The organism is Paenibacillus medicaginis (assembly GCF_042138635.1).
Lineage (GTDB): Bacteria > Bacillota > Bacilli > Paenibacillales > Paenibacillaceae > Paenibacillus > Paenibacillus medicaginis.
Window position 1 is genome coordinate 1 of the sequence record NZ_JBHIRY010000017.1, and the last position, 16,030, is coordinate 16,030.

Genomic DNA, 16,030 nt, shown 5'->3' on the forward strand with positions numbered 1-16,030 from the left:
ACCCCGCTTTCGTTGGATTGCCTTCATTTTCGCATGGTTTCCGTTTGTATTGAAGGTGGGCTAGATTTGACGCTTACCTTTAATCTCCTCCAGATGCTAAACAGAAAATCCTTTCTTTTTCCAGTCGAATAATCGTGCGCTGCTGCATAGTTATTTGGATCAATCTCCATCAGAGTAAAGCAATGTAGGAGAAAGCGTCAGCATCTTTTTATATATTTTAACACGCCTATTGATTAACCAAAATAAGGTATCTAAAAATTGAAAAAAGGCCGATCTTTCGGTAAAATCGATTCCACCACAGAATTCGATTCGAAAGAGGCGACCTCATGAAAAAGTCTACCACGTTTACAAACCTAGTTCAAATGCTTTTGAAAGAAGAAGATGTCATTCAGCTATTGAAAGAGTTGAACTACGAAGATACAGCGCGCAAATTTACAGCGCATCAGTTATTGTTATTTTTTATGCACGCCGCTTTGGGACAATGGACGGGTTATCGTTCTGGCGTCGGTCAAGCTGAAATCTGCGGGCTTCAGCCCGTTTGTTATTCTACGTTTTCAACCAAAGCCAGCGAAGTGCCGTATGAACTGTTCAAGGGTCTGTTTCATTTGCTGGTTTCAAGATGCAATCGTGCAACCAAGCGCCGGTTGAACATTCCCATAGAGCTTCTATTGGTAGACTCGACGACCATCACGGTAGGAAAAAACCGCTTGCCTTGGGCGCTGTTTCATGGAGAACGTGCAGGCATCAAGCTGCATGTTGCCTTCGCGGCAGCCACGGAGCAACCGGTTCAGGTCATCGAAACCATCGGTACGGCGCATGATGGCCCTGTCGGAGAGAAGCTTGCCGACAAGGATTACATCCTGGTGAACGACCGCGCTTATGGCAAGATCCAGCGATTTGATTTGTACGTGACGGAAAAACAGTATTTTGTAACTCGTATCAAAGAGAACGTAACGCTTGTCAAACCGCGTTCCTTAAAAAACGAAAACGTGGAAGCTTCCAACGTCATGCGAGACATCACTTGCTATCTCGGGACCCCTCAGTGCCAGTCGGAGCTTCGACATCGCGTTGTGATTTTTCAAGATAACCACGGCCATGAAATCCGGGTCGTGACCAACCTGATGCATCTGTCAGGCGAGCAGGTGGCGGAGATCTACAAGGCACGCTGGGGAATAGAAGTTTTCTTCCGATGGATCAAGCAAAACCTCAATGTGCCTGTTTTGTTTGGTACCACGCAGAATGCCGTGTTCAACCAGCTTTTTGCTGCCTTGATGACGTACGTGATCCTAAAATGGCTGTATGACCATTCAAAATCGCTTGTTGTCCCTTACAAAATCCTGCCGTTCATCCGTTTCACGGAACAAATGCGACACAATCATCTACATGCTGAATGGATCATCGCCATGACCAAAGTGCTGGAAAAGCACGTTTATTTGTCGAGCCTTCTTAACCCAATATCTGGTTAATCAACAGGCGTGATATTTTAACAAAAAATATAATTAGCATAACGAACTCGATAGAGGAAATCGATATACTCTGAAGAAATGTCGTTCTTTAGTGTCATGGCGTCATTAGCAGTGCTAGTGCTAATGGTTCCCATTCTTTATTCGTCCTCATCAGACTGCGCGGACTGCAGTTGAAGACGTTCCAGCAACCTCCAAAATTGTTCAACCATGACTGCTGCCGGATAAGGTATCGAGCGGGTAATCCACCATTCCAAAAGCCCCGCCCCCGCTGAGATTAAAAATTGCACCGTAATCTCCCTATTCAACTCCGGATCAAAACCGATCGAATCCAGATGCTCGTTCAAGCTTTGCTGCAGCATCGTCTCCATTCGGTGGCGGAAAACCACACTTCCCTTGCTCGTAAGCATCACATTATAGAAAGAAGCATGCTGCTCCAAATGCTCAAAAGTACGCAGCAACGCGGTTTTGGAAGTAAACACCCTGTCCTCTTCAGGCATACAACTGCGCAGCAGCTGATTCAAATGAGCTTCCATACATTGATCGCGCAGATCGTATTTGTCCGTGAAATGCAAATACACCGTCCCCCGATTTACATTCGCTTCCTCCGCAATTTGATTGATAGTTATACTTTCAAAATCCTTTTCCGACATCAGCTTCATAAAAGCGTCCATAATCGCTTGCCTCGATTTTTGAATACGCCTGTCCATACCGTTCTCCCCTTTTATCCAAAAAATGAACATTTCAAAGCCCACTGTTGAAAAATCAACATCCGCGCCTGTTTTAACCATTGAACACCATCAATTTCCCTGATACATTCACTATATAAAACATATGTTGAAAAAACAACATATGATCAACTTAATGGGAGGCATTATCATGAAAGCTATAGCTTTGACAAGCTTTGGAATCCCCGGAACACTGGAGGAACTGGAAGTGCCGGTTCCCGCTCTCACCGACACACAGGTGCTCGTCGAAATGCAGGCCTCTTCCATCAACCCTGCAGATATTCAATTGCGCAGCGGCGCAATTCTCCAGAGTCCGATGGCTGATAAATTTCCGGTACAATTGCCGCTCATTCTCGGTATTGATGTGGCCGGTGTCGTAAAAGAAGTTGGTGCTAAGGTGAGTTATTTCAAGCCGGGGGATCGCGTTATGGGTATGGTTCCGATGGGGTCCTACATGGATTATGTTGCGGTGGAGGAAGATCATCTGGCCGTTATCCCGGAGAGTCTTTCCTTCGAAGAGGCTGGCGCTGCGCCTACGGTCGCCCTGACAGCTTGGCAATCACTATTTGAACATGGGCGGCTGCAGCCGGGGCAACGCATCCTTATTCAGGCCGGTGCCGGAGGTGTGGGACATGCCGCAGTTCAGTTGGCCAAGCAGCATGGGGCTTATGTTATTGCAACCGCGAGGGAACATAATCACGATTTCGTCAAACAACTCGGAGCAGACGAGGTTCTTGACTACACGAAAGTTGACTTTGCCACCCAAATAACCGAGCCAGTCGATCTCGTGCTGGATTCCGCCAAGGACACAGCCACTTTCGGTACCGGGCTGCCGGGAGAAATCGGAGAGAAGAACTACTCGGTGATCAAGGATGGCGGCACTTATGTTTCCGTGGTGGCATTCGCGATTGATCAACATCCGACAGTACGCGGCATTAACACACGTTTCTTCCAGGCCATACCCAACCGGAGCGATTTTGAAGCCATTGTACACCACATGCAAGAAGGCAAGCTGAATATCCACATTGAGGAGACCTATCCCTTTACCGCAGAAGGTCTGATTCAGGCGTACCGCAAAAGCGAAGCACAGCAAAAACGGGGAAAAGTCATAATATCGAAAAACATGCGGTAAGCATTGTCTGTGAATGCAAAAATTAAAAACCGGACCGGCAGGGGGTTCATCCCTATCCGGACCGGTTCTTCTTCGTACAAGGAGCTTGGCGTATGTTTAACATTGAACACAATTTTACTCCTCGGCTTCCGCCAAATGCTCACGGCAGAATGCGTCCACTTCGGCCAGCTCATCCTCTTCAAGATCAAATTCCAGATAACGTTCTGTGGATCGCTCGTACAGCTCATACTTCACAATGCGGGTTTTCTCCTCTTCCACACTGTAAATCACCCGTAAATACACGCCTTGTTCGCTGTAAAGTTCGTCGTCCTCGTCAATCTCAAGATCCAGGATATATTCGTACCGTGTACCGGCAATGATGCCAAACGGGTCTTTCACTTTTTGCACCGAAAATGATGTAATCTCCACTTTTCTCTTCCTCTCCGTGGTTTTAGGGCAAAATTTTACTGACCTGCTCCTTAATCCGCTCCTGCTTTAGTTCAGCCCCCATAATCGACACGCTCCCCTTGTCTTCACGGGAGCGGATCAAGCGGCCGATTCCCTGGCGCAGCCGCAGCAGCATATACGGCATATCCACTTCCGCCAAAGCGTCCTGCGCATCCGCCCTGCGTGACTCGAATAACGGGTCATTGGGCGGAAACGGCAGCGACCAGATGATGACATGTGACAGGGAGGGACCCGGAATATCCAGTCCTTCCCACAGCGTCACAGCGCAGAGTACACTGTCTTCATCATTCTGAAACAAGGAGATCAGATGGCTGATTTCAGCCTCTCCCTCGTACAGAAAACGGAACTGCTCAAAGCTCGCTGCCTGCGCGGCGTCCATTTTGAACCGTTCCAGTTCCTCCTGAGACGGGAAGAGAATTAATGCCTTCCCGCCGCTTGCCTGGAGAAATCCCATCACATGCTTCATTTTATCGTCCGGTTCTTCTACAAGATACAGAGCGCTCTTCATCTGCTCGGCATAATCATAAGGTGATGCAACGGAGAAGGACAGGTAGTCGTCGATCCCCAATATTTCGGCCATGTAATCGAATGAGCCCTGCACCGACAACGTCGCCGAGGAGAACACAACTGGCATTTGCTTGGCAAATACGCGCTCCCTCATAATTTCCTTAACACCCTTCGGCATGATCACCAGCGTCAATTCGTCCCCGTCTTCCCTGACCCAAGAAATAAGCTTATCCGGTTGGCGGAATAATGCCAAAGCCCTCTGCATCATATCAAGATGCTCTTCCACGATCTTGAGCTGGTAGTCATCAATGGTAAACAAACCGCCCTCAAAAACCAGCTCTTCCTCAATCGTTGCAAGCAGATCGCCAAAACGGCCGATTTCACGCAACAGCCGGTCGTTCACATCGAACTTTCTCCGCTTTGAGCCCGGGACAGGCTGGCTCATTTGTTCGAGCAGCAGGAATACCTTATCGCTCTGCATGATAGATTCCTCAATCGTCACCGCCAGGGATTCGCGGATCTCCCCCTCTAGCAAGCGGACGATAATGCTTTCATACAAAGAGTGCTTCAACTGATAAGTCAGCGCATTCTGCGCGGCTGTCTCCAGCAGATGCCCTTCGTCAAATACGACGGAGCTGTGCTCCGGCAGCAGCGGCAGTTGTCCTTCCCGCTTTCTGGATTCGAACGTCCAGATATGTTCCATATAAAAGTCGTGCGAGCAGATGATCAAGTCCGTGGCCCGGCGGTAGTAATCCCGGGAAATCGTCTGCCCGCAGCGATGGCGCTGACTGCATACGAGACAGTCCTGAAACACGTCCCAGCCCATCTTATCCCACTGTCTGTCGGACAGCTGAGGATAATCCTTGCGGTTGCCATACGGCAGGAACGATTGCATGGTATCCGGAAAATGAACAAACTCCGGCAGCCCTTCGTAGATTTCGCGGTACAATTCCCCCTCTTCCAAGCCTGTCCTCGCATCATCCAGTTTATTCAAGCAGATATACTGGTCCTGGGATTTGCCCATACGCGCATCGATGGTCAGCTCCAGATGGCGGGCCAGCTTGGCGATATCGCCTTCTGGCTTGACCAGCTGTTCGATCAGCGATTCGTCGGCACAGGCAATGATGGCCGGCTTGCGTGTGTAACGGGCGTAGGCGATGGCATAAAGCAGGTAGACGAGTGTCTTGCCTGTTCCCACCCCGGCTTCGGCAAAAATCGTCTTCTTCTCGGTATACGCCCGCTCCAGTTGGAAGGCCATATAAATTTGCTCATCCCGAACCTCAAATCCGGCCTCGGGCAGTATTTCATAGAACACGTCAGCGATCCAGTCCGCAGCCTGCTGCATAAACGGCCGGGAAGGATCAAAGGTAAATGGATAAGTTGTCAATTACGGCTGTGCCTCCACATCTTTCTAAAAGTCCATCCTTTGATTATACCTTAGATATGCGGTTAAAATCACGTTTTATTTGCAAAGCTTCGTTAGCGCAAAAAGAACCCCCTGCCTAAAAGGCTGGAGGGGAAATTGGCGACAATTCACTTAAGAAACAGATGACCGCTCTCCGGTAAAACCGGAGAGCGGTCACAGCTTGAATCTGATGAAGTCCGTTAGGACAATGTATCAGTTCTTGAACTTACTAGTAACTAATGATGGATTGTCAGGGACTCGAACCCTGGACCGCCTGATTAAGAGTCAGATGCTCTACCAACTGAGCTAACAATCCATGATCTCTTTGACTCTTAGTACTTTACACCTTTTACCTACAAAAATCAAGACAAAATTTAATTTAACGATAATTTTCCATTTGATGACAATTAAAACAGCAAAGAGATTAGAAGTCAGCCCTGCTGTTTTTTGATTCTGTTCACTCTTGCATTGAGTTTATCACATCCGGTTACTTTTTTCCTCTATGTAGAGATCCAGCGCTTTGATCCCCCTTCTTGCCAGCTTGATAAACAGCACCAACACATAAATGCCTACGCCAAAAAGGATCAAATACAGCAAAATAGGAATGATCGTTAAAAAAGTAATGTAATCCATAATCACGCCTCCTTCAAGATTCAATTCCATCCGTACGACGAAAACCAGGTTCTCTTCCCGTATTGATCCCAAGCCATTCGTACATAAGGTATCAGATTGTCCGGGAAATGATCCGTTCGGAACCATCTCATATCATCACATTTATGTGGTTCAGCATTCGTAATTTCTCCAGACCACCGATTTGTAACGAAGAAAAAATCTATTCGCTCGTCCTCCGATTTGATATGCATAACACCGACCATGCTCAGATCCTCTTCCTGAATGTCCACCCCGCATTCTTCTTTAACTTCCCGGACGGCCGCCGATCTGATTTCCTCACCGCCCTCAAGCCGACCAGAAGGAACGCCGTATTTTCCGTCTTCATGCCCCGTATTCCATCTTCTCATGAGCAGCAGCTCACCATTCTTGATCATAAAAACATGAACCACACTGACAAATCGAAAATCCTCCACTCCCACCAACCCTCCAGCTTCATTTCCTGATTTAATTATAAACATTTTTCCATTCGCGTAGGAAAGAAAGTATAATTTCTGCCGTATGGCAAGTTAAACAGGGTCGCATCTGCACAAAAGCGGCTTTTCGCTGTCTAACCATTTTTTGAGGGAGTTGTCCTTCATGGTAAAATAACATTATGTACACAACCGACATCACAAAGGAATGAAGCCTTTACATGTATCATCTCACTTATTTGTCAGACGGACTGCGCGTCAAAGGATATCTGTGCCTGCCTTACGGCTGGAGATTGCCCATATCGGCAGTGCAGGAATGGCTGCAGGCCCATTACCGGATAAAAGATCTTGAAGTAACAGAGCTTGCTTGCCCGATTCATGTAACATGCACGGATGTGCCGGAAGGAAAATGGCCGGTATTGATTTATTGCCGCGGCGGCATCGGACGGGTGGGTCAGGTTAAAACAACCTGGCTGGAGGACTTCTCTGTCCATGGCCATATTATTTTTGCCCCTTCCTATCGCGGTACTGAAGGCGGTGAAGGAAGGGACCAATTCGGAGGAAGCGATATCGAGGACGTGTGCAGTGCCTATCAATTTCTGGCCAGACTGCCCTTTGTTGACGAACGGCGTATCTCGGTCATGGGTTTTTCCAGAGGCTCGATCAATGCAACTGCTGCTGCCGTACGGATGAAGCAAATGTACAAGCTGGTATTATGGGGCGGCGTATCGGATCTTACCCAAACCTATGAGGAACGGATCGATCTGCGCCGTATGCTGAAGCGGGTGATCGGCGGCTCCACTGGCAAAGTCCCGGAAGCGTATGACATGAGATCACCAGTAACCTATGTACACGACATCCACTGCCCTGTGCTGATCATGCACGGTACAGAGGATATGCAGGTAGATTACAGTCATGGTGCAGGAATGTTCAGACGGCTGCAGGAAGCAGAAAAAGACGTCACCTTTCACACGTTTCAAGGATACGGTCACCATCTTCCTCCCGCCGTACATGCTTTGGCGATCCAAAATATGTTTGCATGGCTGCAGAAGCCTGTTCCATAGGGCAGCGCTTATAAATCTTTGCGGATAAAACGGCGCAATCCCAGGCAAAAAAGGACGACTGTGTAAAATAACGTGTAAACCAAAAAAGCTGGCGAGGGAATGTCGCCGAGGCCAAGCGGTCCGCTCATGCTCACTGGTATAAGTCCGCTGATATCCTCGAAGCTGAACAGCACTGCCTGCATTTTCCGCTGCAGCGCGTCGGCCGGCATGATCAGCTGCAAAATTCCCGCTACATTGTTCAACGTTTGCAATGGCTCAGGCTTCAGGCCGATTGCGCCGGCGATTTTGCCGATCATGCCGCCAAGCCAGCCTGCCCCATAGAGCATCGTCATAACAACACCGTTCGCAACGGAGGACAGATAGCCTGAGCCGAACATGGACACGGTAACGAGCAAAGGAACAACGGAGGCAAAGAGCAGGAAAGACTGTACCAGCACGGCCGGGTCACGTGGAATTGCGGCATGGATATCGGTGATCCACAGGATCAGGCTGAATAATATCAAAGCATAAATAATGCCGAGCGAAACATAACCGAGCCAGCGGCCAATATACCATTTCCACCTCGGGAGCGGCCGCGGCAGCATCGCCTGCATTACCCCTTGCTCGGCCTCGCCGGCAATCGCAGAAAATGAACTGAAAATAGCCAAAAAGGCGAGCACAAAGCTGGCGAAGAAAAAACCGAGCATCAAAATGAACATGCCAACCGTAAATTCCTGGATCAATCCTTCGTTATTATTTGCATCTATGCTTACCTCGCCCCCGATAGCCCCAGCAATAAACCAGAAGCCGATCAGAAATACGACGGTCATTAAAAATGTCAGCAGCAGCACCCGTTTGCGCAGCAGCTCCTTCCAGGTCATGGACCATATAATACTCATTCCTGTTCCCCCCTATGATTGAGCCCGGCGACAGCTTCCATGAACCACTCCTCCAACCGTTCACGGACCTTGGTGACTTCATACAGCGTCATCCCCTGCCCGATCAGCAGCGCATTAATCCAGCCTGCCTGCTCCTCGCTCTCCAGCTCTGCTTCAAGCCAAACGGTATCATCCGCACTTCCTCCGCCAATCATGCCGCCCTCTCCTTCATCGGCAGATACCCGAAAGCTGAAGCCTGTCGTTTCCTGAAGCCAGGATAGCAAAAAAGGCGAAAATCCGCCGACTTTAAAACGCCAGCAGACTCGCTTCTGAAGCACCTCGGCAACCCGTCCATGACGGAGCACCTGTCCGTTATTCAAGAGCGCCATGCGGTCGCATAGCACTTCCACATCCTCCAGCAGATGGGAGTTCAAGAAAATTGTTTTTCCCTGCTGCTTCAGCTCTTCAAGGATCGCCCGCACATGCATGCGGCCGACGGGATCCATGGCAGACGACGGCTCGTCCAGGAAAACGACAGCCGGATCGTTCACAAGAGCGCAAGCCAGTCCAAGCCGCTGCTGCATGCCTTTGGAATAATGCTTAACCCGATCCTTTCCTCGTTTACCCACACCCACTCTGTGCAATAACTCAGGGATTCTTCGCTCCGTCTCCTGCTTGTCCAAGCCGCATAAGCGCGCATGCAGCCGAACGACTTCTTCGCCGGTCAGCCACTCCTGATACCGGTACAGCTCGGGCAAATATCCGATTTGCCGCTTGGCCTCAAGCGTGCCAATGGGTGCGCCCATCACACTTGCCTCGCCAGCGGTCGGATGGATCAGTCCGACCAGCATTTTCACGAACGTGCTTTTGCCGGCACCGTTAGGTCCGAGGAAGCCAAAGGCTTCCCCTTTTCCTACCGTGATGGTGACGTTGCGGCAGCCGCGCCCGTTGCTGTATTCCTTGGTCAATCCGTTAGCGTCGATGGCCGCCTCGCTCATGCCTCCACCAGCTCCTTCAACTTGTTCACGAAGTCAGCTTCCTTTTCGTAGGCAGACCCTCCATCAAAGTAGAACATCTGTCCGTCTTTAATCCAGATTGCCGAGCGGTCTGTCATGCTGTCGAACTTACGCTCTTCAATAAGCACCTTCGTGCCTCCAATCGTGATATCATCGCTTTTGGCGCTTTTATCAACGACATACGGCATCGGAATCGACCCTGAAAGGATGCTGCTTCGTTGCAGCTGTTTTTTCAGATCGTTGGGCAAAATCGGAAGCTGTAGAACAGCCTCAAGTGCTTCTTCCACATCAACAGACGGATCCACCGTAATTTCCGGCGCCTTCATCTGTGTAAGGGATGCCCATTGGTCCTGATCTGTTTTCAACTCGTACATTACACTTTCATGAAGGGCTAAAGTGATCGGTTTCCCATTAAGCGATTCCGGCAGCAGCTTCGTTGCGCCCACACGCTGCATAGCCTGATTCACTTCATCAATATTCATCTTCATTGTAATTTCGTTTGATGGGGAAATGTAGACAGTATCCTGGTTGCCTGTCAGATCAGTAGGCAGGAGCTGATACCCCAGCCGGGAAGCCGCCTGTTCACGGGTAAATTCACCCTGCACGGTTCCGCCCTTGGTTGTAAACTCTCCGAATGAGTTGTCCTTGCTAGACGACTCGCCCGGAGCCAGCTGATAAAACATGTTTTCAAGTGTATCGCCGTCAACGGTCGCGATCTCCTGTACACGGAACTGATTTAAAATCGCCGCCAGCGCGTTATTTCCCAAAGGGGTGGCAAGAACCGCGCCGAAGATTACGGCTGCCGCTGCGGCCGCTGTCCACTTGCGGGCACTGCTTGCCCGGCGGCGGAAGGCTTTTGCCGGAGCAGGAGCTTCATTACGCAGCTCGGATGGCTCGTTGGAAGCTACGTCTGAAACCGCTGGCGCCGTAAGAGCATCGGCAAGCTTCAGACCGTGCTGCTTACTCTCCGTGCCCCATGTCTCCCATCTTGCGTTTACTGGCTCCGATGCCAGTCTCATTTGCAGCTTTTCCCAAGCATCGTGTGTTCTTTTATCCTCTTGAGAATTTTGTGGATTGGTCGTCATCTATTTTCAATCCTTTCCGATTGTTAATCCTGCCGGGCCATAGCCTTGGTGGCTGTGGCCTGCAGCTTGCGTGTCGCTCTTTGCAGCAGACTGCCGATCAGCGGTTGCCTGACATTGAGTTCCTGTGCGATCTCCGCGTAGCTGTAGCCCGAATAGCGGAGAAGCAGCGCCTGGCGGTCCCGCTCGGGAAGTCTGTCCAGCCAGGCCCGGACTTCTTCCTGATCCATTTGGCGTATTAGTGCCTCTTCTCCGGATTCAGGAGCGGCTTCCCCCTCGTACATCATCTCCTGCTTATTTTGCAGCTTTCTCTCTCTGGCTTTTTTCTCCAGGTAATCGTATCCGATTCTAGTCAGTACACGATGCAGCCATGCCCCCATAGCCTCCGGGTTGTCCGGCGGGTTCCTATACAGCCTCAGGAATACCTCCTGTGCCAAATCATCGGCCGCGGCTTCATCCCGCACCAAGGCGGTCAGTTTTCTGTGTACGGTTGGATAATGCTCATAAAATATGTTACGGAATGCTGAGGATTCCGGAATACTCATTTTGTTTTGCCTCCTTTCAGCTGCAGCTATTAGAAAGACGAACCCTTTTTTTGTTTTGTAGCAGGATCAGGAGAATTTTTGGATAAATCATTTTTAGATTATACAGCAGAGCCTTGCTCCCCTTGTACCGGTAAAACTTGAGCCTGGCGAAATGCAAATAAGGAGAGCCCCCTTATAAAGGGCTTATTCACAGCAAAAGGGCAGTCCCTCAGCCATTTTTCATGACTTAAGGGATTGCCCTCGCTATCCATAAGGTTTTCGATTGTTCTCTCGCTGACCTCTCTTTGCTTCGTTTTTCTTCTCTATATATTCCCAAGTATAGTATGAAGCCCAAAATAAGAGAGGAGCAACAAAAACAAACATTCTATATTCATAGGGTAAATAAATTCCCAAAAGTAGTATAGCTGCCAAAAAAGGAGGAAGAAGAATCCAATATTTTTTATTGTACTTTTTGAGCATATTTCACCCTCCCACCATTTATCATTTTCACTATTTTACCACACTATTATGTAGACAGTCTCCTTGTCGTAGCTCACAGGCTCTATTGTAAAATCAATGACTCTCCTTACTTTAAATCCAATTTATGATTATTAATCAAAATTATGTGATTATTTTCCCATTCAACATCAACTTGATCTACTCTCTTTTCAGCATAAATCATTTTCTTAGACCAGAGCGGTCCCCTTAGCTCACCTAAAACACCAAATGTCCCCATGGCCCCCGCGTTAGTACGATAGAAATGGATTGTATACCTTTCATCTGGAGAATGGACCGTTGACAGCAGCTCTTTTGATCCCGAGAACATCGTTGTGAATGATACAGCAATGAGCAGAGTGAACATAAGTATTGAGGAGAGAATTATTGAGATCCAACTCCGCAGCTTCGCAAACCAGCTTGATTTATCAAAAATGCCTAATATACCCAGAATCATGGCCAGAAAGGAAAAAATAAGAATTATATAATTGGGCGGGGAAATCATCCATTCATTATAAATAAAAGAATATAATGAGCACAAAGTTAAAATAAACAAAATCATTGCTAGAGAAAAAGCACTCCAATTATATGTTTTCATAAAGAAGCCCACCTTTCGGCGATCTTTTCTTCTTGTGGTCGTATACGATCATTTTAGCTGAACGCCACGTAAATGTACCCCGAAATTAACTCTTTTGAGAGTCATGCAATCCTTGCCTATGTATATAATGGTTCATTATATCGGGTCGTCGTTTCCGCTGTAAAGTTCAGTAGAACAACCGGCAGACAGTGCGCGCTCGCGGAACTTGTCTGCCGATCAGCCTGCTAAATAAAAAGAAAAGGCAACAGGAATAATAAGGAAATTGCTGCGAAAGGCGCAAAATTGCGAAATGGCCTAAAGCCACCATAAGGATATCCGCCAAAAGCCTGGGTCTTCACGGCGCCCGCCTTTTTGCGTCGCTGCTTTGCCTTGGAAATGCTGGACGATCTAACAGATGCAACGGGTGCTTCGCCAAATACAAGTCCCTGATCTGTCACTTCACTCAGCGTACCGGTCATATAGGAGCCGTCATGGAAGACTACACATACGTTTTTGCCAATATGCTGTTTGCATACGTCTTGTTCCAGCGGGTAAATCATCTGCATGATATTCCCCCCTCTCTCATTCTTCTCTTCACAATGTATTCCTCCCCATTTTTTGTGGTTCCGGGCGGGCGCGGAGATGCCTCTTTATCAGGTACCTCAAATGTCCACCCAAAAAACAGGAAAATGAGTGTATGATGTATTATAGACTTGTCGTTAACAACCGGAGGAAGCCTCATGAACTTGATGGAACAGCATTATACGAGAATTCTGAAAATGTGCGGAAACATAAGCGGCGAGGAGCAGGAGCATCCTGTAACCGTGCAGCAGTTGGCGGACGAGCTGTGCTGTACGCCCAGGAACGTTAAATTTATTTTACGCAAACTGGAGGAAACGGGTTATATCCGCTGGCAGGCGGGAAAAGGCAGAGGCTGCACCTCCCGCATCACTCTGCTGCGCGGGCTGGATGAAATGGTAGAACAGCACTTCAGGGCTTATCTCAAAGACGGCAAGGTCAGGGAAGCGGTGGAACTGATGGTGAACCCCGCCCTCTCTCCTTTTTTGCAGGATAAACTGCGAAATATGCTCGACCGGGAGTTTGGCCTGCAGTCACTGGAGCAGGATGCCGCCGGTCCTGAAGTTTTGCGCATCACCTATAACCGGCACCTGCACGTAATGGACCCCGCCATGGTATTTACAGCGATCGAAAGCAGCCTTCTTGGCCAGCTGTGCAATACGTTGATCGTGTATGATCCGGTCTCCCGCAGCTTTCTTTCGTCCTTGTCACACACCTGGGAGTACCGTGAAGAGGAGCGCTGCTGGGTATTCTATCTGCGCAAGGATGTCCGCTTTCATCATGGCCGCACACTTGCTGCCGAGGACGTTGTATTCACCTTTAACCGGCTGCAGGGGCAGCGTTCTCCGGCTTTGTGGCAGTTTGCCGATGTAAAGCGGGTAGAAGCCTGCGGAAGATGGACCGTTGTTTTTTATATGCGGAAGCCGAATACCTTTTTGCTGCATTCCATTGCCTCCATTCATATGTCCATTCTTCCCGTGGGGACCAACCTGAACGAGCATCCGGTTATCGGTACAGGTCCATTCCGTGTAGCTGAACAAACCGAGCATCTGATTGTGCTGGAAGCGTTTAGCGATCATTTCAGGGAACGGCCACTGCTTGACCGTGTTGAGTTGCTGTTCGTGCCCAACGAGCGGTCCAATGTCCGTAATTACTCGCTTCCGCAGACGAATACGCCGAAAGTGGATGAACAGCAGGCGACATCAGAGCTGGATTATGCCGTTACCGGTTGTCGCTACCTGCTGTTTAATATGACAAGGGAGGGGAGCCACAGGCAGTATCTGTTTCGTGAGGCAATGCGTATTCTGTACAATCCGCATGCTCTGCTCCGTGAATTGAAGGGCAACCGTCTTCTGGCAGCAAACAGCCTTCTGCCGGAAAAGAGCCGCAACTCGCCCCTCCCGGACAGACCGCTCGAAGAAGCCGGGCATCTGTTGACCAAGGCCGGGTATCATGGGGAAGCATTGAAGCTGTACTTCCTTCCGAAGAAGGACGAGACCGAGGAAGCGCATTGGCTACAACGGCGCTGTGCCTCTGTCGGTTTGATGCTAACCCTTCATCCTATGCACCGGATCGACCCGCAAATGCTCCAGGAAGAAGCGGATATAATTCTGGCTGAAGAAGTGCTGGAAAGCGATGTGGAGTGGGGGTTGATTAATTTCTACCTTAATCCGGAAAATTACCTTAATCTGCTGCTGCAGGACGAGCAAAAAAAGGCGATAAATGCCCTGCTTGGCGACTTCAGCCAAGTGCAAATGGAAGAGCGGGAGCAGCGTCTTGACCAGTTGGAACAAACAATTCGGGATGAAAAATGGCTGCTGCACGGCTGCCATGTGAACAAAAAAAGCCGGCTCCACCCATCGCTGCGTGGCTTGCAGGTGGAAGCCTACGGTTTTGTCGATATTTCAAAAATATGGATCAAGCCCTCTTCCTTGTAAGCCTTTCATGAAAAAAGGAGTACCTGCTGCGGATTCACACTCAAACCGCTCGGGTACTCCTTTTTCCATATGTTCACTATGTTAAATTACCAGGCATAGGCTTCCGGCGCCGGTTTGCCGGGGCCAGGGAAAATCTCGTCAAGCTGCTTGAGCATGACCTCCTCCAGCTTCACTTCCGGAACACGAAGAGAGTCCTCAAGCTGCTGCAGGGTCCGCGGTCCGATAATCGGCGCCGTTACGGCTGAATGGGACAGCACCCATGCCAGTGCAACGACATCCTCCTTCTCCCCGAGCTCCCGGCATAAAGCGGAAAACTGCTCCAGCTTGCTGCGGTTCTGCTCAATCCGCTCCTGCGAGCGCGCGCTGCGTGCGCCTGCTCCGGAAAGGGCATTACGCCCGAGCAGCCCGCCTGCCAGCGGACTCCAAGGGATAACTCCCAATCCCAGCGCTTCCGCGGCCGGCAGCACTTCCAGCTCGGCCGTTCGCTGCATCAGATTGTATAAATGCTGTTCAGATACCAGCCCGAGAAAATGGCGCGCCTTGGCTTCTGCCTGAGCTACGGCAATATGCCAGCCGGCAAAGTTGCTGGAGCCGATATAACCTACCTGTCCACGCTGCACAGCGTTTTCGAACATGCCCCACAGCTCATCCCACGATACATTGCGCTCCACATGATGCATCTGGTAAAGCTCGATATGATCGGTCTGCAGCCGCTGCAGCGAGCCTTCCAGATGGCGGCGGATCTTGTAAGCCGATAACCCACGTCCTGCATTAGGGCCGTCTGTTGCATCGTTCATGTCTCCGTACACCTTGGTCGCAAGCACGACCTTCTCGCGACGTCCGCCACCCTGCTTGAACCAGCGGCCGATAATTTCCTCCGTCCAGCCCCTGCGGGCTTCTCCGCCGTAGACGTTTGCCGTATCAAAGAAGTTGATGCCCGCGTCCAGTGCAGCGTCCATAATTTTGAACGCTTCTTTCTCCTCCGTCTCCGGTCCGAAGTTCATTGTCCCCAGACACAGCTGACTGACCTTCAATCCCGACTTGCCCAAGTAAGAATACTGCATGTCCAGCCTCCCGCCCTTTCATGTGAAATAGGATTTGGCAATAATGCGTAAACTTCCGCGTTCCCGTCTGA

The 16,030-nt window shown here is 49.6% G+C and carries 17 protein-coding genes and 1 tRNA gene; 4 read left to right on the forward strand and 14 right to left on the reverse strand.

Annotation, left to right across the window (positions count from 1 at the left end; all coding sequences use genetic code 11):
• The first annotated feature begins 326 nt into the window (after positions 1-326).
• Positions 327-1,466 (forward strand): IS4 family transposase, encoded by a 1,140-nt coding sequence (locus ACE5LO_RS16820; RefSeq protein ID WP_375521168.1) that lies wholly within the window; start codon positions 327-329, stop codon positions 1,464-1,466.
• A 137-nt stretch (positions 1,467-1,603) separates the two neighbouring features.
• Here the strand turns inward: ACE5LO_RS16820 and ACE5LO_RS16825 are convergent, their stop codons facing one another.
• A complete protein-coding gene (locus ACE5LO_RS16825; protein ID WP_375521169.1) occupies positions 1,604-2,173 on the reverse strand; it encodes a TetR/AcrR family transcriptional regulator in 570 nt (189 codons plus the stop codon).
• A gap of 169 nt (positions 2,174-2,342) precedes the next feature.
• Here ACE5LO_RS16825 and ACE5LO_RS16830 point away from each other — a divergent pair, with 169 nt between their 5' ends.
• Complete coding sequence (locus ACE5LO_RS16830; RefSeq protein ID WP_375521170.1) at positions 2,343-3,323, forward strand: NADP-dependent oxidoreductase; 981 nt, start codon at positions 2,343-2,345, stop codon at positions 3,321-3,323.
• 114 nt (positions 3,324-3,437) lie between these two features.
• On the opposite strand, the gene ACE5LO_RS16835 is transcribed toward ACE5LO_RS16830, so the two are convergent.
• From ACE5LO_RS16835 to ACE5LO_RS16855, 5 genes are all read right to left on the reverse strand, one after another.
• Positions 3,438-3,731 (reverse strand): DUF6509 family protein, encoded by a 294-nt coding sequence (locus ACE5LO_RS16835; RefSeq protein WP_375521171.1) that lies wholly within the window; start codon positions 3,729-3,731, stop codon positions 3,438-3,440.
• 22 nt (positions 3,732-3,753) lie between these two features.
• Positions 3,754-5,664, reverse strand: a complete 1,911-nt coding sequence (locus tag ACE5LO_RS16840; RefSeq protein ID WP_375521172.1) for an ATP-dependent DNA helicase — start codon at positions 5,662-5,664, stop codon at positions 3,754-3,756.
• Between the two features lie 261 nt (positions 5,665-5,925).
• A tRNA-Lys gene (locus tag ACE5LO_RS16845) sits at positions 5,926-5,998 on the reverse strand.
• Positions 5,999-6,159: 161 nt separating this feature from the next.
• On the reverse strand, positions 6,160-6,315 hold the full coding sequence (locus ACE5LO_RS16850; RefSeq protein ID WP_375521173.1) for a hypothetical protein: 156 nt from the start codon (positions 6,313-6,315) through the stop codon (positions 6,160-6,162).
• Between the two features lie 20 nt (positions 6,316-6,335).
• The gene (locus ACE5LO_RS16855) at positions 6,336-6,767 is read right to left on the reverse strand and encodes an NUDIX hydrolase (protein ID WP_375521174.1); all 432 of its coding nucleotides are present in this window, start codon (positions 6,765-6,767) and stop codon (positions 6,336-6,338) included.
• 218 nt (positions 6,768-6,985) lie between these two features.
• Here ACE5LO_RS16855 and ACE5LO_RS16860 point away from each other — a divergent pair, with 218 nt between their 5' ends.
• Positions 6,986-7,828 (forward strand): alpha/beta hydrolase family protein, encoded by an 843-nt coding sequence (locus tag ACE5LO_RS16860; protein ID WP_375521175.1) that lies wholly within the window; start codon positions 6,986-6,988, stop codon positions 7,826-7,828.
• A gap of 8 nt (positions 7,829-7,836) precedes the next feature.
• On the opposite strand, the gene ACE5LO_RS16865 is transcribed toward ACE5LO_RS16860, so the two are convergent.
• The 7 genes from ACE5LO_RS16865 to ACE5LO_RS16895 form a co-directional block, all read right to left on the reverse strand.
• Positions 7,837-8,706: an ABC transporter permease subunit gene (locus tag ACE5LO_RS16865; RefSeq protein WP_375521176.1), complete on the reverse strand. Its 870-nt coding sequence runs from the start codon at positions 8,704-8,706 to the stop codon at positions 7,837-7,839.
• Entirely contained in the window at positions 8,703-9,683 is a 981-nt protein-coding gene (locus ACE5LO_RS16870; protein ID WP_375521177.1) for an ABC transporter ATP-binding protein, read from the reverse strand. Before ACE5LO_RS16870 ends, ACE5LO_RS16865 begins: the two co-directional genes overlap by 4 nt.
• Complete coding sequence (locus ACE5LO_RS16875) at positions 9,680-10,720, reverse strand: hypothetical protein (RefSeq protein WP_375521178.1); 1,041 nt, start codon at positions 10,718-10,720, stop codon at positions 9,680-9,682. Before ACE5LO_RS16875 ends, ACE5LO_RS16870 begins: the two co-directional genes overlap by 4 nt.
• 89 nt (positions 10,721-10,809) lie before the next feature.
• Positions 10,810-11,328: a sigma-70 family RNA polymerase sigma factor gene (locus ACE5LO_RS16880; protein WP_375521179.1), complete on the reverse strand. Its 519-nt coding sequence runs from the start codon at positions 11,326-11,328 to the stop codon at positions 10,810-10,812.
• A 243-nt stretch (positions 11,329-11,571) separates the two neighbouring features.
• Positions 11,572-11,787 (reverse strand): hypothetical protein, encoded by a 216-nt coding sequence (locus tag ACE5LO_RS16885; RefSeq protein WP_375521180.1) that lies wholly within the window; start codon positions 11,785-11,787, stop codon positions 11,572-11,574.
• A gap of 106 nt (positions 11,788-11,893) precedes the next feature.
• Positions 11,894-12,400 carry a DUF5412 family protein gene (locus ACE5LO_RS16890; protein WP_375521181.1) on the reverse strand — a complete coding sequence of 169 codons (507 nt, stop codon included), beginning with the start codon at positions 12,398-12,400 and terminating at the stop codon, positions 11,894-11,896.
• A gap of 224 nt (positions 12,401-12,624) precedes the next feature.
• On the reverse strand, positions 12,625-12,945 hold the full coding sequence (locus tag ACE5LO_RS16895; protein ID WP_375521182.1) for a hypothetical protein: 321 nt from the start codon (positions 12,943-12,945) through the stop codon (positions 12,625-12,627).
• A 174-nt stretch (positions 12,946-13,119) separates the two neighbouring features.
• Between ACE5LO_RS16895 and ACE5LO_RS16900 the strand changes: the two genes are divergently transcribed.
• Complete coding sequence (locus ACE5LO_RS16900) at positions 13,120-14,895, forward strand: ABC transporter substrate-binding protein (RefSeq protein WP_375521183.1); 1,776 nt, start codon at positions 13,120-13,122, stop codon at positions 14,893-14,895.
• Between the two features lie 86 nt (positions 14,896-14,981).
• Here the strand turns inward: ACE5LO_RS16900 and ACE5LO_RS16905 are convergent, their stop codons facing one another.
• Positions 14,982-15,959 carry an aldo/keto reductase gene (locus tag ACE5LO_RS16905; protein WP_375521184.1) on the reverse strand — a complete coding sequence of 326 codons (978 nt, stop codon included), beginning with the start codon at positions 15,957-15,959 and terminating at the stop codon, positions 14,982-14,984.
• Positions 15,960-16,030 lie beyond the last annotated feature (71 nt).

Coding starts and splice junctions, on each gene's coding strand:
- ACE5LO_RS16820 (WP_375521168.1), top strand. CDS start 327: ATGAAAAAGTCTACCACGTTTACAAACCTAGTTCAAATGCTTTTGAAA.
- ACE5LO_RS16825 (WP_375521169.1), bottom strand. CDS start 2,173: ATGGACAGGCGTATTCAAAAATCGAGGCAAGCGATTATGGACGCTTTT.
- ACE5LO_RS16830 (WP_375521170.1), top strand. CDS start 2,343: ATGAAAGCTATAGCTTTGACAAGCTTTGGAATCCCCGGAACACTGGAG.
- ACE5LO_RS16850 (WP_375521173.1), bottom strand. CDS start 6,315: ATGGATTACATTACTTTTTTAACGATCATTCCTATTTTGCTGTATTTG.
- ACE5LO_RS16860 (WP_375521175.1), top strand. CDS start 6,986: ATGTATCATCTCACTTATTTGTCAGACGGACTGCGCGTCAAAGGATAT.
- ACE5LO_RS16865 (WP_375521176.1), bottom strand. CDS start 8,706: ATGAGTATTATATGGTCCATGACCTGGAAGGAGCTGCTGCGCAAACGG.
- ACE5LO_RS16870 (WP_375521177.1), bottom strand. CDS start 9,683: ATGAGCGAGGCGGCCATCGACGCTAACGGATTGACCAAGGAATACAGC.
- ACE5LO_RS16875 (WP_375521178.1), bottom strand. CDS start 10,720: ATGAGACTGGCATCGGAGCCAGTAAACGCAAGATGGGAGACATGGGGC.
- ACE5LO_RS16880 (WP_375521179.1), bottom strand. CDS start 11,328: ATGAGTATTCCGGAATCCTCAGCATTCCGTAACATATTTTATGAGCAT.
- ACE5LO_RS16885 (WP_375521180.1), bottom strand. CDS start 11,787: ATGCTCAAAAAGTACAATAAAAAATATTGGATTCTTCTTCCTCCTTTT.
- ACE5LO_RS16890 (WP_375521181.1), bottom strand. CDS start 12,400: ATGAAAACATATAATTGGAGTGCTTTTTCTCTAGCAATGATTTTGTTT.
- ACE5LO_RS16895 (WP_375521182.1), bottom strand. CDS start 12,945: ATGCAGATGATTTACCCGCTGGAACAAGACGTATGCAAACAGCATATT.
- ACE5LO_RS16900 (WP_375521183.1), top strand. CDS start 13,120: ATGAACTTGATGGAACAGCATTATACGAGAATTCTGAAAATGTGCGGA.
- ACE5LO_RS16905 (WP_375521184.1), bottom strand. CDS start 15,959: ATGCAGTATTCTTACTTGGGCAAGTCGGGATTGAAGGTCAGTCAGCTG.